The following is a 22,452-nucleotide window of genomic DNA, read 5'->3' as shown; positions in this document are numbered from 1 at the left end:
GTATGCAGCAAATTAGTAGTTTTAATGATCACCAATCAGGAAGTTTATACTTAGTTCCAACCCCAATTGGAAATTTAGATGATATGACTTTTCGTGCAATTAAAACCTTAAAAGAAGTGGATCTGATTGCTGCTGAAGATACGCGTCATACTCAGCAACTATTAAACCATTTTGATATATCAACCCGTCAAATTAGCTTTCATGAGCATAATACTGAACAACGTGTTCCGGAATTGATTGAGAAATTAAAAGCTGGTTATTCGATTGCCCAATGCAGTGATGCAGGGATGCCTTCGATTTCTGACCCCGGTAAGGAATTGGTAGCGGCGGCAGTTAGAGAAGGATTGCCAGTAATCCCGCTTCCAGGAGCTAATGCAGGATTGACGGCTCTTATCGCTTCGGGGTTAGTTCCCCAGCCATTTTACTTCTTTGGCTTTTTAGGGCGTAAGCATCAGCAACAAGTAGCGGCGTTGGAGCAATTAAAAGAGCGTGAAGAAACGATGATCTTTTATGAAGCTCCACACCGCTTAAAAAAGACTTTAGCTACGATGGCGGAAGTTTTCGGTAATGAACGGCGAGTTGTTTTAGCACGGGAACTCACTAAACGCTATGAAGAGTTTACCCGGGGAACGCTTGCTGAAGTAACTGCCTGGTTTGCAGATCATCAACCACGAGGAGAATTCGTTATTCTAGTAGCCGGGAATGAACACCCGACAGAGAAGACAGATAATGATATTGAATTACCATTAACAGAACAGGTTGATAAGGAAATCTTAAATGGTCTTTCCACTAATGCTGCGATTAAGCTGGTGGCAAAGAAAAATAATATAAAACGCCAGGAATTATATAAACAATATCATCAATTGTAGGAGAAAAATATGGAGTTAAAGCAAGAAGCACAAACATTTGAAATGCCGCACTTACTAACATATTATGAGTGTGATGAAACAAGTCATCCAAGCCTAAGCATGATATTAAGTATGATTTCCATGGTATCTGATGAGCATAGTATGTCTTTAGGAATGGGAACTGAAGAAATACAATCTACTGGCGGTACATGGGTAGTAAGCGGCTATGAAGGACATCTTTCCGCAAAGCAACCTTCTTTTGGCGAAACAGTTATTTTAGGAACAAAAGCTGTTTCCTATAACCGCTTTTTTGCTGTTCGTGATTTTTGGATAACGGATAAAGAACACCAGATTGAATATGCACGAATTAGGTCGATTTTTGTGTTTATGAATCTAAAGACGCGGCGAATGCAATCAATTCCACCAGCTTTAATTGAACCGTTTAATGCTCCTGTTGCGAAAAGAATTCCTCGTCTAAAGCGACCTCAAAAATTGGATGAAAATGCTTCGGTAATAAAGAAAAATTATCAAGTTCGTTATTTTGACCTTGATGCTAATCACCATGTTAATAATGCGCGTTACTTTGATTGGCTTCTTGATCCTCTTGGCCGTGATTTTTTACGAGAAAATCAGATAAAAAGATTTAATTTGCAGTATCTTCAAGAGGTACGCAATGGGGAAATTGTGGAAAGTAAAGTTAATAAGCTTCAAACAAATGATGGAACGGTAACTTACCACCAGATTGGTGTTGATAAGCAGATTGATGCAATTGCTGAGATAGAATGGTATTAAAAATTAATCAATGAATAATAGCGACTGGTTTCTAGGCAGGAAATTAGTTGCTATTTTATTTTGGTCCTAAATATTAGACGAAAAGATCTTAAATGGTTTAATGTAGAGACATTTAAAGGAAGATGGTATTCTATGAATAGTAGTAATTATGAGGAGTGAGTTGACGTGAAAAGATCTTTAACGGCGATTATTTACCTCGAACCCGATCAGGTTAATTTACGGATCATTGAGATACCTACTTTAAAAGCGATAAATAATGTTCGATCGGGCCTTCTAAATATCGGAAACGCTAAAGTTGCTAATTATTCGGAAAATATGACTGCAATTGTTAATAATATTGAAGGATTTAAGCAGATTATTAATGACTACCAGGCAACCCCAGTTAAATTTTATGGCGATTTAGAAGATCTTGACCCAGTTGCAACTAGGTATGTGGCCGACCAGTTAGAAGTTCGGACAGGATTAAAGATTGAATGGCTAAACAATAACCAGCTAATGGCACAGTCGATGAGTTACCTTTTAACCTTGCTACCAGATTTTGAAAAACTTAGTAAACACAATATGTATCTTCTAAGTATCGGTCTTAGCTCGACTACCTTAGCTTATTTTCACCATGGAAGCTTTGAACGGGCATGGGATATTGATCTTGGTAATGCAAAAATCAGTCAGTTGGTGGGGCGTCTCCGAAAAACTGCTACCAATCCAACTGAAATTATCCAAGATTATATTAGTAGTAAATTAGAGTACTTAACACCAGAACTGACAAAGAAAAAGCATACAGTAATGATGGTGCAAAATGCCCTCTCACTCAATAAATTGTTTTTGCCAAATGATCAGCAGATCGCGGAAGTTCCCCTAAATGAATTTCATGATGATTACCAAAAGATTTTATCGCCAGTAAAAGATGGCTTAATGAAAAATATTCAGATTGATGACCAACAATTTGAATTATTATTACCAAATTATTTAGTAACGGCGCGAACAGTGCGCTTAATTCAACCAGCAGGCCTTTACGTAACTGATATTTCAACGATGGATGGGATTTCCCATGGAATTGGGGTTGATAATCCTAAAACGAGACGGCAAATTAATGAAATGATCAGAACAGCTGCCGACAATATTTCTTCACGGTATGGTGTTGATTCAGCTCATCGGGATTTTGTAACGCGCTTTTCACTCCAACTCTTTGATCAATTACGCCCAATTCATCGTCTTGGTCAACATGAGCGATTATTATTAGAAATTGCTAGTAGAATTGATGACATTGGTAATTTTATTAATCAACGAGGACACTACCGCCACTCTGCTTATATTATGGAGGCTAATCCCCTAATTGGGCTCTCGGATAAAGATAACCGGATTATTGCTGAAGTGGCAAGATATCATAGTGCAGAGTCTCCAGATATTAGTCAAGCTCATTACCGCCATCTCGATGATGAGATCCAGATGCCAGTAGCAAAATTAGCTGCTATTTTACGATTGGTGGATGCATTAGATGATTCGCGGCTGCAAAAAATTTCAAGTATTAAATTGAAGCTGGTAGGAGATAGCCGCTTAATCATTAAAGCAACAGCCAATGATGACCTTGTTCTTGAAAAATGGTCTTTTAGTAAAAAATCACAACTATTTAAGGATGTATACGGAATTGAACCGGTCTTAACTGAGAGGAGCGATCATTAAGATGTATAAGGAGTTTTATAAGCCGCAGAATTATGTTAATCGAGAATTGAGTTGGATTGACTTTAATGGCCGAGTACTGGGAGAGGCAACTGATACTGCTAATCCTTTGTTAGAACGTGCTAACTTCTTGGGAATTACTCAAAGCAATGTTGATGAATTCTTTATGGTGCGGGTTGCATCGCTTCATAAGCTTGCTGCTGCCAATGTTACTACTACTGATGCGTCTGGTCTAACTCCAGAAGAGCAGTTGGATGCAGTAAATGAAAAAGAACACCGGATGGTTAAGCAACGGTATGAAGTTTACAATCAGCAAATCATCCCAGACCTTGCTAAAAATAATATTCATATTCTCCATGTTCCCAAACTTGACGAGAAACAATATGAATTTATTCGGCGGTACTTTAATGATGAGCTGATGCCAGTTTTGACTCCCATGGCGGATGATGCCTCACGTCCTTTTCCTTTTATCTCCAATAATTCTTTAAATATTGCTGTTCAGCTACGGCGGCAAATCCGTTCAACAAGTGAACCAGTTGCAGAGGAAATTCTAGAAGGGGATCAAGAAGTTCATCGTCCGCAAATGGAACCACATGATGATCGTCAAGAAGCGGATATCAAATTCGCAACAGTCCGTGTTCCAGAAATTTATAAGCGGTTAGTCCGGTTACCAGGAGAAAATAGCTTCATTTTGATTGATGAAATCATTACTGAATTTCTGAGCGCGCTTTTTCCAGGATACGAGATCTTAGCTACAGCGTCATATCGAGTTATGCGGGATATGGACTTAGATGTGGCTGAAGAAGATACGTCTGATTTGCTCCGGGCAGTCAAACGGCAATTGCGGGAACGAGAGCATGGACAGGTGATGCGCCTAGAAGTGCCTGCTTCAATCGATGAATGGTTAAAGGATCAGTTAATTGATAATCTGCATGTAAGTGAACGGTCACTGTATGAAGTAGATGGTCCCGTCGATTTAACTTTCTTGAAAAAATTATCGGGGATGGTTGATGGTCATGATGACTTGCGCTATCCGCCATATAAGCCATACCTCAATCCAGCGTTAGATATGGACCATAATATTTTTTCTTCAATTCGCCAAAAGGACTACTTAATGCAGCATCCTTATGATAATTTTCAAGCCGTGGTTAACTTTATCCATCAAGCAGCCATTGATCCAGATGTTTTAGCAATCAAGATGACTCTTTATCGGGTCTCTGGTAATTCACCGATTATTAAGTATCTCGGAATGGCCGCGCAACAGGGTAAGCAAGTAACGGTTTTAGTTGAAGTTAAAGCGCGGTTTGATGAACAAAATAATGTTCGATGGGCACAACGGCTTGAACAAATGGGATGTCACGTTATTTACGGTTTAGTTGGCCTTAAAACGCACTGTAAAGTTGCCTTGGTTATCCGTCGTGATGAAGATGGGTTGCGGCGTTATATGCACCTAGGAACTGGTAATTATAATGACGTAACAGCTCATTTTTACACCGATATGGGATTGTTTACTTGTGACCATGAGCTGGGAATTGATATGACGAACCTGTTTAATATGCTGTCAGGTTTTGCACGACCAGCTTATTTCAATGAATTACGGGTATCTCCTGATGGAATCCGGACATTTATTAATGCAAAAATTGATGAGCAAATTGAAAATGCCAAAAATGGTAATCCTGCGTTAATTCGGATGAAGATGAATTCCTTGTCGGACAAGCAAATCATTGCTCGCCTATACGCAGCCGCTGCTAGTGGAGTTAAGGTTGAGTTATTAATTCGAGGCATTACCTGTTTAAGGAACGATCTGCCAGAACTGCATGGGAATATTGAGGTTCATTCGATTATTGGGCGGTTCCTTGAACACTCCCGGATCTACTACTTTAAGAGTAATGGTCATGAGGAAGTCTACCTCGCAAGTGCCGATATGATGACGAGAAATCTTAATCGGCGAGTTGAAGAATTGTACCCCGTTACCCAGCCAGACACAAAAGCTCATGCAATTCATATTTTTGACGTTATGTGGAAAGATAATGTCAAGGCTCGACGGTTAGTAGGAGATCATTACGAACGGATTGATCGTGGTGATGCCGCACCATTCAGTTCACAAGAATACTTTGTTAAACAAGCAATGAAATTGAATGCGCGTGAGAAAAAGGAGAAGAAAGCAAAAAAACATTTTTCTTCTGTTTTTGAAACTTTAACTCGCCATGTTCCCAATCTTCATTTAGATGAGCGAAAGGATGAGTAATTTATGAGCAATGAGCAGTACCTTGCAATTCTTGATTTAGGTTCAAATTCAGTTCGGCTTAAAATAACAAAAATTCAAGATAACGGGAGCTTTGAAACGGTTCAATATGAAAAAAGATATGTTCGCCTCGCTTCTAATATGGGGCCAGAAAAAATGTTGAAGTCAGCTCCTGTAAAGCGGACTATTGATGCCCTAAAAGAATTTCGAACAATTTGTGATCGATACCGTAATAAGAAATTGACAATTATTGCGGTGGCGACTGCTGCGGTTCGTCAAGCACAAAATCAACTGCAATTTCTTGAGAAGGTCAAGCAAGAAACAGGCTTTGAAATTCATGTAATTAGTGGAGAACGAGAAGCATATCTTGACTATGTTGGTGTTAATCAGACTCTTCCGATTGATAAGGGAATAATTGTTGATACTGGAGGAGCAAGTATGGAATTAATCTCGGTAAATAATGGGGAAGCAGAAGAAGCGATTAGTATTCCGATCGGTTCAGTTAGCATTTCGCAAACCTACCACCTTGAAGATCAAATTAATCCAGCTGATTTATTTGATGCCATGATTAAAATTGATGAAGTTCTTTCTCAACAATTATGGCTAAATCGGATGCGGGAAACAAAAATTGTGGCACTCGGGGGATGTAACCGTGCATTAGCAAAGGTATATCGGTGGCAACAAGCTCTTAATCCTGATGAAGTCAGACCAGTTCATGGGCTAACAATGCGTTCAGAAGAAGCCTTTTTGATTATGCGGCAGCTATTAGAAGCGGATCGCCAGACGCGGGCAGGAATCCGTGGAATTACGAAAGTGCGAGCAGATGTAATTGTTGGAGGACTTCTCCCCCTTATCTCTCTTGTCCGACAGTTATCAATTAATGAGATTTGCTTTAGCAATAGTGGATTAAGAGAAGGTTTATTATTTAAGTACCTTGAGCAGCAAATTAATTTTGATCAATTAAAATCCTCACTATAAAATTATCCGCTAAAAATTTTACTTATTTTTACTAAATTTTACTAATTGGAAACAGTAAAATTGTGCTACAATCACTATGAAAGCTTTAGTTGGAGCAAGGAGGAAACAAGATGTCAATTTTAGTTGCTGGTGGTGCCGGATATATCGGTTCCCATATGGTAAAAGATCTTATTGAAAATGGTGAAGATGTAGTAGTTGCTGATAACTTATCGACAGGTCACCGGGATGCGATTAATCCCAAGGCTAAGTTTTATGAGGGTGACATTCGTGATCGTCAATTCTTAGATAAGATTTTTGACAATGAAGATATTACTGCAGTTGTTCACTTTGCTGCTTTCTCAATTGTACCTGAATCAATGAGTAAGCCATTGAAGTACTTTGATAACAATACTGGCGGAATGATTACTTTGCTTGAAGCAATGCATGATCATGATATTAAGTATATTGTCTTCAGTTCAACCGCTGCTACTTATGGGGTTCCAGAACACATGCCAATTAAGGAAACGGACCCACAAAATCCAATTAACCCATATGGCTTGAGTAAGTTAATGATGGAAGAAATGATGGCTTGGGCTGATAAAGCTTACGGTATTAAGTTTGTTGCCCTTCGTTACTTCAATGTTGCCGGGGCAGCCCCAGATGGTACGATCGGTGAAGATCACGGTCCAGAAACGCACTTAGTTCCAATTATTCTTCAAGTTGCGCAAGGCAAGCGTGATGAATTGAGTATCTTTGGGGATGACTACAACACACCAGATGGTACCAATGTTCGTGACTATGTCCATGTTATGGATTTAGCAGATGCTCATATTCTTGCTATTAAGTACCTTAAGGAAGGTAACAAGAGTAATGCCTTTAACCTTGGTTCATCCACTGGCTTCTCTAACAAGCAAATGCTAGAAGCAGCTCGAGAAGTTACTGGTAAACCTATTCCAGCTAAAATGGCACCACGCCGTCCAGGAGATCCAGATTCATTAGTTGCTGCTAGTGATAAGGCTCGGAATGTTCTTGGATGGAGTCCTAAGTATGATGATGTTCACGACATTATTGCAACTGCTTGGAAGTGGCATTCAACCCATCCAAAGGGTTATGATGATCGCGACTAATAATCGGCTTTAAAATAACAAACAGGCTCTCAGTAAAAATTTTGCTGGGGCCTGTTTTGTCGTAAATAAACAAAAGAAATTAAAAGAGAAGTCAAAGCGGATCCAGTGTGATAAGATGTAAGATGATTGAAAGGATTGATAAAAGATGAAGATTCTAGCCATCGATACATCCAACCACCCAATGAGCGTAGCGTTGGTTGAAGATGAGCAATTGTTGGCAACGACGACCCTTAATATGGTTCGCAATCATAGTATTTATTTAATGCCGGCAATTAGTAAGTTATTTGAGTTAGTTCAGTGGCAGCCAACAGATATTGATCGGGTAGTGGTTGCACAGGGACCAGGATCTTATACGGGAGTACGAATTGCAGTTACAACAGCTAAAGTATTGGCTGATACAGAAAAAATTGACTTAGTTGGCGTATCAAGCCTAGCAGTATTAGCACGTAATGTAGTTCCAACATCATCAGCAATTATTGTTCCTTTCTTTGATGCACGACGAGGAAATGTATTTACTGGTGCTTACCAGTGGGAAAATGGCGAGTTAGTAAATAAAATAGAAGATCAACATCTAGGGATTGATGTTTTGCTTAATCAACTTGCAAAATTAGATCAACAAGTTGTTTTGGTAGGTCATATGACCGATAAAATTCAAGCCAAATATGATCAATTACCAGCTAATGTGACCCTTTTGCCACGATCTTATAGTATTCCGTCAACTTATCAATTAGCTCTTGCAGGTAAAATGAAGGAACCGGTTAAAGAGATTAACCCCTTTGTTCCGCATTATTTACGAATTACTGAAGCAGAGGCTAATTGGCAAAAACTTCATCCTGGAGAAAAAAGAAAAAATTATGTTCGAGAAGTTTAAAGAATGGTTTATCAATACGACCAATCCTACTAAACGACCGATCCTTGACTTTACACGACGAATAGTAATGATATCTGGTCATCAATACATGGTCCGGATGGCAAAGGAACAAGATATTCAAACCTTGGTAGAAATTGAAGAAAGAATCTATGGAAAAGCACCATGGAGTTATGCTGCTTTCCGCATTGAACTCCAACGGCCGTGTGATCGACTATATTTAGTTGTTGAGGATGACCAGCAGATTGTTGGCTTTATGGGAACGGCAATTGATTGGTATCATTATGATTTGCATATTACGAATATTGGCATTACACCAAGTTACCAAAATAAAGGAATTGGAACGTATCTTATTTCAACTGCCAAAAACTATGCCCGGCACTTAAAATTACATTCGCTGAGTTTAGAAGTACGAGTGCATAACGTATCAGCTCGTCGCTTATATGAAAGTTTAGGCTTTCGCAATCAGCATATTAAACCACGTTATTACTTAGATAATCACGAAGATGCCGTGGATATGCAAGCAAACTTACTTAGGTAGAGGTGAAAGTATTTTATTATGACAGAACGCACATTAACCTTAGCGTTTGAATCAAGCTGTGATGAAACAAGTGTTGCCGTAATTGAAAATGGAACTAAAATCCTTTCCAATATTGTTGCAACGCAAATCGATAGCCATCAACGTTTTGGTGGAGTAGTACCAGAAGTAGCTAGTCGACATCATATTGAACAAATTACCAAGTGTACAAATGAAGCTTTAGAGCAAGCGGATGTAGGCTATGATGACCTAGATGCTGTTGCAGTAACATACGGTCCAGGATTAGTCGGGTCATTATTAATTGGTGTGACAGCAGCAAAGACCATCGCATGGGCTCATAACCTGCCGTTAGTTCCGGTTAACCACATGGCAGGTCATATTTATGCCGCACGCTATGTTGGGGAATTCAAATATCCACAAATGGCATTGTTAGTTTCCGGTGGACATACGGAATTAGTTTATATGCCATCTGAACATGAATACCAAATTATTGGTGAAACACGGGATGATGCTGCCGGTGAAGCTTATGATAAAATTGGTCGCGTGTTGGGAGTCAATTACCCGGCAGGAAAAACGATTGATGAATGGGCAGCTAAGGGTAACGATACTTTTGATTTCCCACGAGCAATGGAAAAAGAAGATAATTATGACTTTAGCTTTAGTGGGCTGAAGAGCGCCTTCATCAATACAGTTCATAATGCAGACCAACGTGGGGAAAAATTAGATAAATATGATCTTGCAGCCAGTTTCCAACAAAGTGTCATTGATGTGCTTGCCGAAAAAACAATGCGGGCGTTAGATGATTACCCAGTAAAGCAACTGATTTTAGCTGGTGGGGTCGCTGCAAATCATGGTCTCCGTGCTCGTTTAGATCATGACATGAAGAAATTTCATCCTGATGTACCGATGTTGCAAGCACCATTGAAATTATGTGGTGACAATGCTGCAATGATTGGGGCCGCTGGTTATGTTAACTACAAGCATGGCGACCGTGCAGGATTAGATTTAAATGCAGTACCGGGATTGATGTTTGATCGAATTCAGAATAAATAATAACCATAACTAAACAGTCATGGCCTCCAGTGTTCGGTAAAACCGGACGCTGGAGGCCATTATTATACTGCGCTCTTCATCTCTTATGAACGTAACTGCAGCTCTCTTTTACGGTTTATGCTTCACCATTTGCTTTATCAACGGCATCCATCATGGCGTAACGGAAACCATTTTTCTCCAATGCTTCCACGCCTTTGATTGTTGTACCTGCTGGTGATGTTACTTGATCACGTAATAATGCTGGAGCAAGCTTGCTATCATAGGCTAGTGTTCCCGTACCTTTTACCATACTAGCAATAACTTCATATGCAGTTTGACGATCGAGGCCATGCTTGACGGCGGCATCGCTCATTGCGTCCATCATCACATCAACAAATGCAGGACCACAGCCACCGATAACACCAATTATATCTAGTTGTCGTTCTGGAACTTCGATGACATCGCCAAGACTATCTAAAACATTCATTACTTTTGAAATTGCTTCAGCAGAAATTCCGGTTGGTAAGGCAAGACCAATTGTGCCAGCATTAACTTCAACTGGTGTGTTGGGAATAATATTAACAATTTCTTTATTTGGAAGCACTTTTGCTAAGTCTTCGTGAGTAATTCCAGCAGCGGCAGAGATAAAAATAGTGTGATCGTTAAGGACGGCTAATTCTTTAGCGACTACGGTTGTAATAGGGGCCGGGGTGGTCAAAATTACGATATCGGGCGTAAGGTTAACTACTTCACTATTTGTATTAACGAGTTTAAACTCGAGCTTCTCGGCAAGGCTTGTAACACGCGGATTAACAGGGTTCATCGCACTGAGGGTAAAATTTTGCGTACGGCTTAATCCCTTCATAATTGCGCTTCCCATATTTCCGACACCAATAATTGTAATTTTCATCTAAAAAACCTCCTAAATTATTTCCGAATTTGCCCATTACCGGTAATTTCATATTTGATTGTTGTTAATTGTTGTAATCCCATTGGTCCCCGAGCATGAAGCTTTTGGGTACTAATACCAATTTCAGCACCAAAGCCAAATTCTCCTCCATCAGTAAATCGCGTGGAGGCATTAACGTAAACACAGGCAGAATTAATAGCTTGTTGGAAATAGCGTCCCCGGGTAATGTTGTTTGTAATGATTGATTCTGAATGATGAGTACTGTAGTGGTTAATATGGCTAATTGCATCATCGAGGGAATCAACAATTTTTACGGCCATGATTAGATCGTTATATTCTGTATCCCAATCTTCATCGGTAACGGGGCGGATAGTTGATACTAGTTGGCAAGCCGTTTCGTCACCGCGTAATTGGACGCCATGTTCCATTAAAGCTTTGGCGATAACAGGAAGAAATTCAGCGGCAATATCGTGGTGGATAAGTAATTTTTCAGCGGCATTGCATACAGAAGGCCGTTGTACTTTTGCGTTTACAGTAATATTGGTCGCCATTGTTAGGTCGGCATCCTTATCAATGTAAATGTGGCAATTGCCAGCACCGGTTTCGATAACTGGGACCGTAGCTGTTGTTACAACCCGCTGAATAAGGGCCCGGCCGCCCCGTGGAATCAAGACATCAATGTAGTCAGTGAGATTCATCATTTCATCAGCAATCGCATGACTAGTGTCGGTAATAAGCTGAACCGCATCGACTGGTAAATGTTGACTTTGCAATGATTCGCGAAGAATTTTTACTAAGGCAGTATTAGTCTGGATAGCTTCCTTTCCGCCCCGTAGAATAACTGCATTGCCACTCTTAAACGTGAGGCCGGTCGCGTCTACAGTTACGTTTGGTCGTGCTTCAAAGATAATGCCAATTACCCCTAATGGTACGCGCCGTTGCAGAATTTGCAACCCATCCTTGGTAATCCACCCCTTATCGATTTGGGAAGTGGGATCGTTCAAGTCGGCGATTGTCCGGAGACCATTAGCCATGTCCGCGATACGTTGGGAATTGACCATCAAACGATCCGTAAATTTAGTTGGCATCTGGGTAGCAGCGGCCAAATCTTGTTGGTTGGCAGCGATAATTTGTTTTTTATTTTTGATCAAATCATCTGCTAATTGAAGCAATGCCTTATTTTTGGTAGCAGTGTTCATTAAAGCTAGTTTATTTGCAGCATTTTGAGCTCTTTTTCCAATTGCGATTAAGTCTTGGTTCATTATCATCACTCCTATTTTCCAAAATGAGTACCAATAGTATGACCATCAAAAATATCAAAAAGAATTTTAGGGTCACGACCATTGCATAAAATCATTTGTTTGCCTGCTTGCATCATTGTGGCAGCTGCCCGTAATTTAGTTACCATTCCGCCTGTTCCAAACCTAGTGCTGCTACCGCTTGCGACGTTTTCTATTTCCGGCGTTAGGAATGGAACTTCTTTAATGATTTGTGCGTCAGGAAATTTATGCGGATCTTTGTCATAAAGGGCATCGATATCCGAAAGAATGATTAGTTCGTCAGCGTCAATGGCAATAGCTACCTGGGAAGAGAGTTCATCATTGTCACTGAAAGTAGTGTAATGATCAAGCTCATCAACTGACACGGGGTCATTTTCGTTAACGATTGGAATCACATTTTGCTGAAGTAAAGTATTAATTGTATTAAGCGTATGCTGGCGACTGACAGGATAAGTGAGCACATCACGGGTAAGGAGAAGTTGGGCGACGTGCGTTTGATAGTCTAAAAATCGTTGCGAATAGATCCGCATTAAAGCAGCCTGACCGATAGATGCTAAGGCTTGCTGTTGTGCTATTTCGGCGGGACGATCTGTTAATCCCAAACTTGCAAGACCAACGCCGATTGCTCCCGAGGAAACAAGAATAAGTTGGTATCCTTGATTGTTTAATGTAGCGAGAACAAATGAGAGTTGGTCGATTGTTCGTAAATTGATTTTTCCATTAGGGAGAACAAGGCTACTCGTGCCAATCTTAACAACTACTTTTTGTATTTTATGAGTCATAGAAAATCCTTTCAGAAAACAAAAAGCGCCCTTAACCGAGACACCAATTATGGCGGTACCATTCTCGTTTAAAGACGCACTTTACACTTTTAAATTATTTTATTATTAGAATATATTAAAGTTGTAGCAGGGCTTCGGTACTGGCGATAGCTTGCAGTCGATGGCTATCGTTCCTGGACTGACCTACTTTTATCTACAATTAAAATTTTAATTGGAAGACTAAGCTTTTGTCAAGACTAATTATTTTTGAATATTGATTAGAAAAAGATTGACAAATAATTAAAAATAAATTAGAATACGGGCAACAATTAAATATTAGTCGTTTAAGAAGAGTAAAAGCAATGTAGTATTAAGAGAGTTTTCGGGTGGTGGAAGAAAATTACAAATTGCTTTGAAGATGGTCTTAAAAAATACAATAAGTGTGAGGAAAAACTAAGCGCTTGTCGGCTGATATCCGTTATCAAGTATCGAAGTTTATTATGAACTTCCTGAGGCTATTCATGTGAGTGGATAGTAAATTAAGGTGGCACCACGAAAATACTCGTCCTTATTTAAGTTAAGGACGGGTATTTTTTATGGAGGTGAAAGTGATGAGACGCAAAGTTGCATTAGCTCAACTTGATATTCAATTAGGAAATCCTGCCGAAAATTATCAAAAAGCTAAACAAGCAATTGAAGAAGCCGCTAGTCACCATGCAGATATCGTTGTCTTACCGGAGATGTGGAATACTGGCTATGCCTTAGATAAATTAGCAGACTTGGCAGATGAAAACGGTCAAAAGACACAAAAATTTCTTAGTGAGTTAGCGTTAGAAAATCAAATTAACATTGTCGGTGGTTCAGTAGCGGTGAGATGTGGACAATCTTTTTTTAATACAACCTATGTTTATGATCAAAAGGGAAATCTAATTAGCAGTTACGATAAGGTGCATTTATTTGGACTAATGAATGAAGACCGATATCTAAAAGCCGGGCAAAAAGAAAATCACTTTAAATTAGCTGGGGTTCCGAGTGCAAGTTTTATTTGTTATGATCTGCGATTCCCTGAATGGATTAGAACAGTCGCTCGTTATGGAACTGATATCTTATATTTTCCGGCAGAATGGCCAAGCAAACGGATTAAACAATGGAAAATAATGCTTCAGTCACGGGCAATTGAAAATCAAGCCTTTGTAGTCGCGGTCAATCGTGTTGGGACGGATTTAGCGAATAGCTTTAATGGTCATTCGTTAGTAATTGATCCGCTTGGGCAGGTCATTCATGATGCAGGAGAAGTTGAACAAGTAAGTTATGCAGAAATTGACTTAGCACAGTTAGCACAGGTTCGGGGGCCGATTCCGGTGTTTAAGGATCGCCGACCAAGTCTTTATCATTAAGGGGATGGAAAAGATGAATTTTGAACAATCTAAGTTATTAGACACTTTACCGAAACAATTTTTTGCCAATTTAGTTGCCAAGGTTAATAAAAAAATAGGAGAAGGAGTTGATGTTATTAATCTTGGCCAAGGAAATCCTGATAAGCCAACGCCAGCTTATATTGTTAAGAGCGCGCAAAAATGGGTAGCAGATCCGCAAACTCATAAGTATTCACTATTTCGAGGGTTGCCAGCGTTTAAGGAAGCGGCAGCAAATTTTTACCAAGAAAAGTATGGAGCTGATTTTGATCCAGAAAAAGAAGTAGCAATTTTGGGTGGTTCCAAGATTGGGCTTGTAGAATTGCCATGGGCATTGATGAATCCCGGTGACACTTTCCTGCTTCCTGATCCTGGCTATCCAGATTACTTATCAGGAGCAGCGTTAGGAGAAGTTAATTTTGAAACAGTGCCATTATTAGCAGAAAATAACTTCTTGCCAGACTTAGAGGCAATTCCTGAAGAGGTGGCGCAACGTGCTAAATTCTTCTATCTTAACTATCCTAATAATCCTACCGGCGCTGTAGCTACTCCTGAGTTTTATCGAAAATTAGTGGCGTGGGCCAAGAAGTACCATGTGGGAATTATTAGTGACTTTGCCTATGGCGCAATTGGCTTTGATGGTCAAGCTCCAGTTAGCTTTATGGAAACACCAGGCGCTAAAGATGTGGGGATTGAATTTTATACCTTTTCTAAGACGTTCAACATGGCAGGATGGCGAATCGCATTTGCAGTTGGTAATGCAGATATTATTGAAGCCTTAAACTTAATTCAAGACCATTTATTTGTTAGCCTTTTTCCCGCCTTACAGGAAGCTGCTATTGATGCCTTGACGCTACCGCAGCGTGATGAGGCAATTACAGAAATTGTTGGTCGTTATGAAGAAAGACGGAATGCCTTTATTAATGCGGCGGAAAAAATTGGCTGGCATGCATTTACTCCCCAGGGTACTTTCTATGCTTGGATGCCGGTTCCAAAGGGTTATACCAGTGAAAGTTTTGCAGACTTATTATTAGACAAAGCCGGCGTGGCAGTAGCACCCGGCAATGGCTTTGGTAAACATGGTGAAGGTTATGTGCGGATTGGCCTTTTGATTGAGCCAGCACGATTAACGGAAGCCGTTGAGCGGATTGCTAAATTGAATTTATTTAATTAAGGAGGAAAAGATTATGGCTTTGAAATATACGGTTTTAGGTGCAGGGGCAATGGGTCTGCGATTTGGCGTATTGCTTCAAGAACTGGCTGGCGCTAAGGTTGATTTTGTTGATAACTGGGCTCCCCAAGTTGAAACCATTAAACAACAGGGTGGGGTTTATGTTTCTCGGGACCATGAAAATCGTCACCTTGTCCCGATTAATATTTACTCACCAGAAGAATATGATGGTGATCCAGATGTGTTTATCATTTTTGCCAAACAGATGACGCTTAGTGATTTGTTACAACGCAGTGCCCATTTCTTCCGTCCTGACCATCAATATGTCTTTTCCGGGATGAATGGCATGGGACATATTGAAAAAATTAACCAATATTTTCCTAAAGAACATGTCGTGGCCGGAACTTGTTTAATTGGCACGGTCCTTAATAAGGCGGGGGATGTGGACTTTATTGGTAAACCTGGTGCTGGTTCGATCAACTTAGCTCCTCAAGTCGGCGAACCTGACGAGCGGGTAAAACAAATTGTTGAGGACTTTACCACGGCGAATATTAATCCTCATCTTAATGATAATTTTTATGGTACTCTCCTAACAAAAGTAGTTTTTAATTCTGTTATTAATACGATCTGCACGCTTTTTGAGATTCAAATGGGGCAATTTATCGATTATGATGGTGCAGAAAAGCTTGGTAAACAGTTAATTAATGAAGCATTCGATGTTGCCGAACGGGCTGGTATTCAGCTCTTAAGCACCCGTGGAGAGGAGTGGCAAACGATTAAATATGTTAGTGAAGTTACCAACCCGCTTCATTATCCATCGATGTACCAAGATATGAGTAAAAATCGACCAACAGAAGTAGATTACATTAATGGATATATTTATGATTTAGGTAAAAAGTATAACTATGAGGCATCTACTCATGACTTCTTACGTAATTTAGTTCACCTTGCAGAAAATACTCGTAAATTCCGACAAAACTAAAGGGACTGTGACATAAGTTAAGTTACTTTCATAAAAAGCGAATACGCAGTACAACAATGGCCTTCAACGTCCGGCAAAACCGAACGCTGAAGGCCTATTGTTGCTTGCGGGGGCTCGAAAACGAAGTCACAAGTGACTTCTGTCTCGCTCCCTTTAGTTTTCTTGATCAAATTCTTCCAGTTTTTCTGCTGCTTCTGTCCATGCAAGTTCAACTTCTTCAGATTTAGCTGATAATTCATCAAGCTCTTTTTGAAGATCGGTTAATTTTCCAATATCCGTAGCGATCTCTGGTTGACTCATTTGTTCTTGAATTGCGGTTTGCTTTTCTTCTAATTCCCCCATCTGTTGTTCTAGCTCATCGACTTGTCGCTGAATTTTTCGGCGAGCACGCTGCTGTTCTTTGCTTTGCTGATAGGATTGTTTACCAGCTGGTGCTTTAGTAATGGTGGTGGAATTATGTGAAGTAGCTTCAGATGAACTTTCTTTTTCCTTAGCAATTAGGTAGTCATCATAATTGCCTTCGTAATGTTTAATTCCGTCGTGTTCCATTGCTAAGATATCGGTTGCAACCTGATTAATAAAGTAACGGTCGTGAGAAATAAAGAGAACGGTTCCGCTAAATTCGTTAATTGCGTTTTCGAGCACTTCTCGACTATCGATATCTAAGTGGTTAGTCGGTTCATCAAGGATAAGAAAATTAATTGGTTTAAATGAGAGTTTAGTTAACTCCAATCGTGCCTTTTCACCACCAGATAGGTCATGAACGACTTTATAAACATCATCACCAACGAATAAGAAACTACCTAATAATGAGCGAATATCTTTTTCAGGTACTTCTGGATGGTCATCCCATACTTCTTCTAAAACGGTTTTATTTGGGTGCAATTGTTGTTGTTCCTGGTCATAGTAACCGATATCGAGGTTAGCACCGAGTTTAATTGTTCCACTAATTAACGGAATTTTATGGAGAATAGATTTAAGTAAAGTTGATTTTCCGATTCCATTTGGTCCGATAATCCCAACGCGCTGCGGCTTGCGGACATTAAACGAAAGCGGCCCAGCAAGGATCTGTTCATCGTAGCCAACTTTTGCCTGCTCCACATCAAGAACTTCATTTCCGCTATCTTTTTCAGAATGGAATTGGAAATGGATTGATTTATCATCAGTTTCTGGACGCTCAAGCCGCTCCATTTTTTCTAATTGCTTTCGCCGCGCCTGAGCACGTTTAGTTGTTGAGGCACGAACAATATTTCGATTAACAAAGTCTTCTAGCTTAGCAATCTTTTTTTGTTGTTGGTCATAGTGTTTCCACTCTGCTTGTAATCGTTCTTGCTTGTGTTTAACAAATTGCGTGTAGTTACCAGTATAGTGGGTGAGTGTTTTATTATCGAGATCATAAACATCGCTGACAACACGATCTAAGAAGTAACGGTCGTGAGAGACGATAAGCAATGCGCCTTGATAACTTTTAAGATAATCTTCCAACCATGAAAGAACGTTCATGTCGAGGTGGTTAGTCGGTTCATCTAGAATCAAAAGCCCCGGTGCTTGCAGAAGAATCTTTGCTAAGGCGAGTTTAGTTTTTTGCCCTCCTGAAAGGGAATTAATTGGCGTATCATAACTATCTTCGCCAAAACCAAATCCATGTAGAATTCCTCGCATACGTGATTCGTATTCGAAACCACCCTGTTTCTTAAAGGCAGTTTGTAAATTATCGTATGTTGAAAGAATTTGTTGATAATTGCTATCGGAACTATCAAGGTCAGCAAGTTGTTGTTCAAGATCATGGATTTGCGTTTCCATTTTGTGGAGAGGGGTAAAAACAGTATCTAGTTCAGTCCAAATGCTATTTTGACTATCGAGTCCTTGATCCTGGGCCAAGTACCCAATTGTCAAATCTTTAACCTTCGTAATTGTTCCTTCATCTGGTTCGGTGATTCCAGCAATCATTTTTAACAAGGTCGTTTTACCAGCACCATTACGCCCAACAAGCGCAGTACGGCCATGCTCTTGGATTTGCATGTTCATATTGTGAAATAAAACGTCCGCGCCAAATCGACGCACAACGTCATTTGTCTGTAAAAGTAACATATTGAAACCTCATTTAATTCGTTGATTTAATATGGTTTTATTTTAGCAGATTTTTAATTTTAAATAAAAAGTTGAAAATATTTTTGTATTTTAGTTCACAAAAAAGGGTTTAATTGCTAGAATATACACAGACTCAAATTTCACAAAGTAAAAATTATTAATATTATCCTTGTCAAAAACTTAGTAATTTGTTGGCAAACTAGGTTGAGAAGGGCTTATTTTAGGAGGAACAAAAGTAGAATGGCTAATAAAAAGATTCCACGCGCGACTGCGAAACGGTTGCCAATATATTTCCGTTATTTAAATGTATTGAAAGACGCAAACAAGCAACGGGTGTCATCAACTGAGCTTTCGGAGGCTGTGCAAGTTGATTCGGCAACGATTCGTCGTGACTTTTCATATTTTGGTGAATTAGGTAAGCGGGGATACGGTTATGACGTTGAAAGTTTATTAAAGTTTTTTAAAGGAATCTTGCATCAAGACTCATTAGTTAGTGTTGCCTTAGTCGGGGTTGGTAGTTTGGGAAGTGCCTTGTTAAACTTTAATTTTCACCAGGATACCAATTTACGGATCAGTGCGGCATTTGATACTAAGCCAGAATATGCCAATACAGTCAAAAGTGGTATTCCAATTTACCCATCCGAGGATATGGTAAAGCAGTTAAAAGAGCAACAAATTGATGTTGTTATTCTAACCGTTCCAGGAATCAAGGCCCAACACGTTGCGGACCAATTAGTTGAAGCTGGTGTAAAGGGAATTCTTAACTTTACTCCTGTTCGTTTATCTGTGCCCAAAAATGTTCAAGTTCAAAATATTGACTTAACAAACGAACTTCAAACATTAATTTACTTCATTAAAAATTATACTGAAGATTCAATTGAATAAATTAGGAGAGCATTGGTTTAATGAAAGCGTTCAACCAATGCTTTTTGTTTACTAAATTATTAATAAAAGTCATTGGTTGTAGGTATGATCTCTTAAGCTTTGAAAAATGGTCAAAAAAAGTCAAAGTGTTTTTGTTGCATTTTAAAGAGAACATGTTATATTTAAACATGTGGTTAGCACTTGAAGAGTTTGAGTGCTAAAAATAAAATTTATTAACAAGATGGAGGGATTAACGTGTTAAAACCATTAGGAGATCGCGTTGTTCTAAAAGCTGAAACTGAAGAAGAAAAGACAGTTGGTGGAATTGTCCTTGCTTCCAATGTGAAGGAAAAGCCAACTACTGGAAAGGTTATTGCCGTTGGAGAAGGTCGTACTTTAGAAAACGGACAAAAGCTTGCTCCAGCTGTTAAGGAAGGCGATCGCGTATTATTTGATAAGTACGCAGGCAACGAAGTAGAATACAACGGTGAAAAGTTCTTAGTTGTTCATGCTAAAGACTTAGTAGCAATCGTTGAATAGTTAAATAAGCGAATTAAGAGCAGGAGACAGAAAGAATAAAATTCCTTCACCGTCTCTTTTAAATAATGAATTTAATTTTGAGGTGACATAAATGGCAAAAGAAATTAAGTTTTCTGAAGATGCACGGAGCGCTATGCTCAGTGGTGTTGATAAATTAGCTGATACTGTTAAGACAACAATGGGTCCAAAGGGACGGAATGTTGTTTTGGAACAAAGCTATGGCACACCAACTATTACTAATGATGGTGTAACTATTGCTAAGAGCATTGAACTTGAAAACCAATTTGAAAATATGGGTGCAAAGTTAGTAGCCGAAGTTGCTTCAAAGACTAACGATATTGCCGGTGATGGTACTACAACTGCTACTGTTTTAACCCAAGCAATTGTTAATGCTGGTATGAAGAACGTTACCTCTGGTGCAAACCCAGTTGGTATTCGTCGTGGTATTGACAAGGCTACCGAAGTTGCTGTTGAAGCTTTGAAGAAGATGTCACACGATGTGAAGACAAAGGATGATATCGAACAAATTGCTTCTATTTCAGCTGCTAATCCAGAAGTTGGTAAGTTAATTGCTGATGCAATGGAAAAGGTTGGCCATGATGGTGTAATTACTATCGAAGATTCTCGTGGTGTTGACACTAGTGTTGATGTTGTTGAAGGAATGAGCTTTGATCGTGGTTACATGTCACAATACATGGTAACTGATAACGACAAGATGGAAGCAGACCTTGACAACCCATATATTTTGATTACTGACAAGAAGATTAGTAATATCCAAGACATTTTGCCATTGCTTCAATCAGTTGTTCAAGAAGGCCGTGCTCTCTTGATCATTGCCGATGACATTACTGGTGAAGCATTACCAACTCTTGTATTGAACAAGATTCGTGGTACCTTTAATGTTGTTTCTGTTAAGGCTCCTGGCTTTGGTGACCGTCGTAAGGCTCAACTTCAAGATATTGCTGTTTTGACTGGTGGTACAGTTATTTCTGACGACCTTGGGATGAGTCTAAAGGACGCTACTGTTGATCAATTAGGTCAAGCAAACAAGGTTACAGTTACAAAGGATACTACTACTATCGTTGATGGTGCTGGTTCAAAGGAAGCTATCCAAGAACGTGTTGACCAAATTAAGCAAGAAATTGCTAAGTCAACTTCCGACTTCGACAAGGAAAAGCTTCAAGAACGTCTTGCAAAGCTTTCAGGTGGGGTTGCCGTTGTTAAGGTTGGTGCCGCAACTGAAACTGAATTGAAGGAAAAGAAGTACCGGATTGAAGATGCCTTGAACGCTACTCGTGCTGCTGTTCAAGAAGGATTTGTTCCTGGTGGTGGAACTGCTTTAATTAACGTAATTCCTGCTCTTGACAAGATTGAAGCCGATGGTGATGAATTAACTGGTATCAATATTGTTAAGGCTGCCCTTGAAGCACCAGTTCGTCAAATTGCTGAAAACGCTGGTGTTGAAGGCTCTGTTATTGTTAATGAATTAAAGAATGAAAAAGAAGGCATTGGTTACAACGCTGCAGATGGCAAGTTTGAAGATATGATCAAGGCTGGTATTGTTGACCCAACAATGGTTACCCGTTCTGCTCTTCAAAACGCTGCTTCCGTATCAGCATTGCTTCTTACTACTGAAGCGGTTGTTGCTGATAAGCCAGATCCAAATGCTAATAACCAAGCTCCTGCTGCTCCACAAGGCGGCATGGGCGGTATGATGTAATACCATTTGACTAAAATTTAATTTTGTGGGCAGAAAAGATTCTAATGTTTGTTTTTTCAAATGTTGGGATCTTTTTTTGTTGGAGGAAAATCAATGACGAAAAATGCGACCAGTGTCTATAAATATTTAGACAACGAAAAAATAAACTATCAAATTGTTACTCATCCCCCAGTCTATACAGCGGAACAAGCAGACAAGTATGTTCAAGAATATCAATTTGCTCGCACGAAAAACCTTTTTCTAAAAAATAAAGCTGGCTATTATTTAGTTACACTCTTAGAAAATAAGCGTCTCAATATGAAAAAATTGAAAGAGAATCTATCGACTAGTCGGTTTTCATTTGCCGGTCCAGAAGAATTAGCTATGAAGTTAGGAATAACAAGTGGGGCTGTTTCACCTTTTAACTTGTTTAATGATAAACAACATCAGGTTACCTTTATTATTGATGCTGATATCTTTAAGAACGAGGATTTAATAGGTTGTCACCCAAACATTAATACGGCCACTGTGATTTTAGGAATAAAAGATTTGCTTCAAATAATAAAGCAGAATGGTAATCCGGTTAAGGCGGTTCAACTATAAAGTTAATCTAAAAATCTTAAATTGTGGTAAAGTAAATTAGTATTAATTTTTA

20 protein-coding genes and 1 other annotated feature are annotated in these 22,452 nt (G+C 39.4%); of the genes, 16 read left to right on the top strand and 4 right to left on the bottom strand.

Translation table 11 applies throughout. From position 1 onward, the window contains the following. The first annotated feature begins 2 nt into the window (after positions 1 to 2). The 9 genes from rsmI to tsaD all read left to right on the top strand — a co-directional run bounded on the left by rsmI (position 3) and on the right by tsaD (position 10,105). A complete protein-coding gene (gene rsmI / locus LMC10_RS05675; protein ID WP_229269164.1) occupies positions 3 to 869 on the top strand; it encodes a 16S rRNA (cytidine(1402)-2'-O)-methyltransferase in 867 nt (288 codons plus the stop codon). A 9-nt stretch (positions 870 to 878) separates the two neighbouring features. After that, positions 879 to 1,640, top strand: coding sequence for an acyl-[acyl-carrier-protein] thioesterase (locus LMC10_RS05670; RefSeq protein WP_229269163.1), 762 nt, complete (start codon positions 879 to 881; stop codon positions 1,638 to 1,640). 165 nt (positions 1,641 to 1,805) lie between these two features. Beyond that, on the top strand, positions 1,806 to 3,320 hold the full coding sequence (locus LMC10_RS05665; protein ID WP_229269162.1) for an exopolyphosphatase: 1,515 nt from the start codon (positions 1,806 to 1,808) through the stop codon (positions 3,318 to 3,320). Position 3,321: 1 nt separating this feature from the next. Further along, complete coding sequence (locus LMC10_RS05660) at positions 3,322 to 5,565, top strand: RNA degradosome polyphosphate kinase (RefSeq protein WP_216577686.1); 2,244 nt, start codon at positions 3,322 to 3,324, stop codon at positions 5,563 to 5,565. Between the two features lie 3 nt (positions 5,566 to 5,568). Then, positions 5,569 to 6,540, top strand: a complete 972-nt coding sequence (locus LMC10_RS05655) for a Ppx/GppA family phosphatase (protein WP_229269161.1) — start codon at positions 5,569 to 5,571, stop codon at positions 6,538 to 6,540. Positions 6,541 to 6,650: 110 nt separating this feature from the next. Next, the gene (gene galE / locus LMC10_RS05650; protein ID WP_003670504.1) at positions 6,651 to 7,646 is read left to right on the top strand and encodes a UDP-glucose 4-epimerase GalE; all 996 of its coding nucleotides are present in this window, start codon (positions 6,651 to 6,653) and stop codon (positions 7,644 to 7,646) included. Between the two features lie 145 nt (positions 7,647 to 7,791). Continuing rightward, a complete protein-coding gene (gene tsaB / locus LMC10_RS05645) occupies positions 7,792 to 8,517 on the top strand; it encodes a tRNA (adenosine(37)-N6)-threonylcarbamoyltransferase complex dimerization subunit type 1 TsaB (protein WP_229269160.1) in 726 nt (241 codons plus the stop codon). Continuing rightward, positions 8,501 to 9,055, top strand: coding sequence for a ribosomal protein S18-alanine N-acetyltransferase (rimI, locus tag LMC10_RS05640; RefSeq protein ID WP_169472717.1), 555 nt, complete (start codon positions 8,501 to 8,503; stop codon positions 9,053 to 9,055). The genes tsaB and rimI overlap by 17 nt, the downstream gene beginning before the upstream one ends. Before the next feature lie 18 nt (positions 9,056 to 9,073). Further along, complete coding sequence (gene tsaD / locus LMC10_RS05635; RefSeq protein WP_229269159.1) at positions 9,074 to 10,105, top strand: tRNA (adenosine(37)-N6)-threonylcarbamoyltransferase complex transferase subunit TsaD; 1,032 nt, start codon at positions 9,074 to 9,076, stop codon at positions 10,103 to 10,105. A 115-nt stretch (positions 10,106 to 10,220) separates the two neighbouring features. Here tsaD and proC read toward each other — a convergent pair whose 3' ends face one another. The 3 genes from proC to proB are packed head-to-tail and all read right to left on the bottom strand — an operon-like array spanning position 10,221 to position 13,056. Beyond that, complete coding sequence (gene proC, locus LMC10_RS05630; protein WP_229269158.1) at positions 10,221 to 10,994, bottom strand: pyrroline-5-carboxylate reductase; 774 nt, start codon at positions 10,992 to 10,994, stop codon at positions 10,221 to 10,223. 17 nt (positions 10,995 to 11,011) lie between these two features. Next, positions 11,012 to 12,256: a glutamate-5-semialdehyde dehydrogenase gene (locus LMC10_RS05625; protein ID WP_229269157.1), complete on the bottom strand. Its 1,245-nt coding sequence runs from the start codon at positions 12,254 to 12,256 to the stop codon at positions 11,012 to 11,014. A gap of 11 nt (positions 12,257 to 12,267) precedes the next feature. Continuing rightward, positions 12,268 to 13,056 (bottom strand): glutamate 5-kinase, encoded by a 789-nt coding sequence (proB, locus tag LMC10_RS05620; RefSeq protein WP_229269156.1) that lies wholly within the window; start codon positions 13,054 to 13,056, stop codon positions 12,268 to 12,270. 309 nt (positions 13,057 to 13,365) lie between these two features. Beyond that, positions 13,366 to 13,608, top strand: a binding site (T-box leader). Positions 13,609 to 13,646: 38 nt separating this feature from the next. On the opposite strand from proB, the gene LMC10_RS05615 reads away from it, so the two are divergent. From LMC10_RS05615 to LMC10_RS05605, 3 genes are read left to right on the top strand one after another with little or no spacing between them, the layout of a single operon-like run. Then, a complete protein-coding gene (locus LMC10_RS05615) occupies positions 13,647 to 14,432 on the top strand; it encodes a carbon-nitrogen family hydrolase (protein ID WP_229269155.1) in 786 nt (261 codons plus the stop codon). 13 nt (positions 14,433 to 14,445) lie between these two features. Next, entirely contained in the window at positions 14,446 to 15,624 is a 1,179-nt protein-coding gene (locus LMC10_RS05610) for a pyridoxal phosphate-dependent aminotransferase (protein WP_229269154.1), read from the top strand. Positions 15,625 to 15,637: 13 nt separating this feature from the next. Then, positions 15,638 to 16,603, top strand: a complete 966-nt coding sequence (locus tag LMC10_RS05605) for a ketopantoate reductase family protein (protein ID WP_229269153.1) — start codon at positions 15,638 to 15,640, stop codon at positions 16,601 to 16,603. Between the two features lie 153 nt (positions 16,604 to 16,756). On the opposite strand, the gene LMC10_RS05600 is transcribed toward LMC10_RS05605, so the two are convergent. Beyond that, positions 16,757 to 18,694 (bottom strand): ABC-F family ATP-binding cassette domain-containing protein, encoded by a 1,938-nt coding sequence (locus LMC10_RS05600; RefSeq protein WP_229269152.1) that lies wholly within the window; start codon positions 18,692 to 18,694, stop codon positions 16,757 to 16,759. A 240-nt stretch (positions 18,695 to 18,934) separates the two neighbouring features. Here LMC10_RS05600 and LMC10_RS05595 point away from each other — a divergent pair, with 240 nt between their 5' ends. The 4 genes from LMC10_RS05595 to LMC10_RS05580 all read left to right on the top strand — a co-directional run bounded on the left by LMC10_RS05595 (position 18,935) and on the right by LMC10_RS05580 (position 22,400). Then, positions 18,935 to 19,579 (top strand): redox-sensing transcriptional repressor Rex, encoded by a 645-nt coding sequence (locus tag LMC10_RS05595; RefSeq protein WP_003666366.1) that lies wholly within the window; start codon positions 18,935 to 18,937, stop codon positions 19,577 to 19,579. A 234-nt stretch (positions 19,580 to 19,813) separates the two neighbouring features. Continuing rightward, positions 19,814 to 20,098: a co-chaperone GroES gene (groES, locus tag LMC10_RS05590; protein ID WP_003666368.1), complete on the top strand. Its 285-nt coding sequence runs from the start codon at positions 19,814 to 19,816 to the stop codon at positions 20,096 to 20,098. Between the two features lie 91 nt (positions 20,099 to 20,189). Then, a complete protein-coding gene (groL, locus tag LMC10_RS05585; protein ID WP_003667426.1) occupies positions 20,190 to 21,818 on the top strand; it encodes a chaperonin GroEL in 1,629 nt (542 codons plus the stop codon). A gap of 93 nt (positions 21,819 to 21,911) precedes the next feature. Next, complete coding sequence (locus tag LMC10_RS05580) at positions 21,912 to 22,400, top strand: prolyl-tRNA synthetase associated domain-containing protein (protein WP_229269151.1); 489 nt, start codon at positions 21,912 to 21,914, stop codon at positions 22,398 to 22,400. Positions 22,401 to 22,452: the final 52 nt, after the last annotated feature.

Source organism: Limosilactobacillus reuteri subsp. simiae, from assembly GCF_020784875.1.
GTDB lineage: Bacteria > Bacillota > Bacilli > Lactobacillales > Lactobacillaceae > Limosilactobacillus > Limosilactobacillus reuteri_H.
The sequence above is the reverse complement of the archived record's forward strand: the minus strand, read 5'-3'. Positions and strand labels throughout refer to the sequence as shown.

Bases quoted from the DNA above. Each gene is read 5' to 3' on its own strand.
- LMC10_RS05610 (WP_229269154.1), top strand. From the start codon at position 14,446: ATGAATTTTGAACAATCTAAGTTATTAGACACTTTACCGAAACAATTT.
- LMC10_RS05595 (WP_003666366.1), top strand. From the start codon at position 18,935: ATGGCTAATAAAAAGATTCCACGCGCGACTGCGAAACGGTTGCCAATA.
- LMC10_RS05615 (WP_229269155.1), top strand. From the start codon at position 13,647: ATGAGACGCAAAGTTGCATTAGCTCAACTTGATATTCAATTAGGAAAT.
- LMC10_RS05625 (WP_229269157.1), bottom strand. From the start codon at position 12,256: ATGAACCAAGACTTAATCGCAATTGGAAAAAGAGCTCAAAATGCTGCA.
- tsaD (WP_229269159.1), top strand. From the start codon at position 9,074: ATGACAGAACGCACATTAACCTTAGCGTTTGAATCAAGCTGTGATGAA.
- galE (WP_003670504.1), top strand. From the start codon at position 6,651: ATGTCAATTTTAGTTGCTGGTGGTGCCGGATATATCGGTTCCCATATG.
- proB (WP_229269156.1), bottom strand. From the start codon at position 13,056: ATGACTCATAAAATACAAAAAGTAGTTGTTAAGATTGGCACGAGTAGC.
- rimI (WP_169472717.1), top strand. From the start codon at position 8,501: ATGTTCGAGAAGTTTAAAGAATGGTTTATCAATACGACCAATCCTACT.
- tsaB (WP_229269160.1), top strand. From the start codon at position 7,792: ATGAAGATTCTAGCCATCGATACATCCAACCACCCAATGAGCGTAGCG.
- LMC10_RS05670 (WP_229269163.1), top strand. From the start codon at position 879: ATGGAGTTAAAGCAAGAAGCACAAACATTTGAAATGCCGCACTTACTA.
- proC (WP_229269158.1), bottom strand. From the start codon at position 10,994: ATGAAAATTACAATTATTGGTGTCGGAAATATGGGAAGCGCAATTATG.
- LMC10_RS05605 (WP_229269153.1), top strand. From the start codon at position 15,638: ATGGCTTTGAAATATACGGTTTTAGGTGCAGGGGCAATGGGTCTGCGA.
- LMC10_RS05660 (WP_216577686.1), top strand. From the start codon at position 3,322: ATGTATAAGGAGTTTTATAAGCCGCAGAATTATGTTAATCGAGAATTG.
- rsmI (WP_229269164.1), top strand. From the start codon at position 3: ATGCAGCAAATTAGTAGTTTTAATGATCACCAATCAGGAAGTTTATAC.
- LMC10_RS05580 (WP_229269151.1), top strand. From the start codon at position 21,912: ATGACGAAAAATGCGACCAGTGTCTATAAATATTTAGACAACGAAAAA.
- LMC10_RS05600 (WP_229269152.1), bottom strand. From the start codon at position 18,694: ATGTTACTTTTACAGACAAATGACGTTGTGCGTCGATTTGGCGCGGAC.
- groL (WP_003667426.1), top strand. From the start codon at position 20,190: ATGGCAAAAGAAATTAAGTTTTCTGAAGATGCACGGAGCGCTATGCTC.
- LMC10_RS05655 (WP_229269161.1), top strand. From the start codon at position 5,569: ATGAGCAATGAGCAGTACCTTGCAATTCTTGATTTAGGTTCAAATTCA.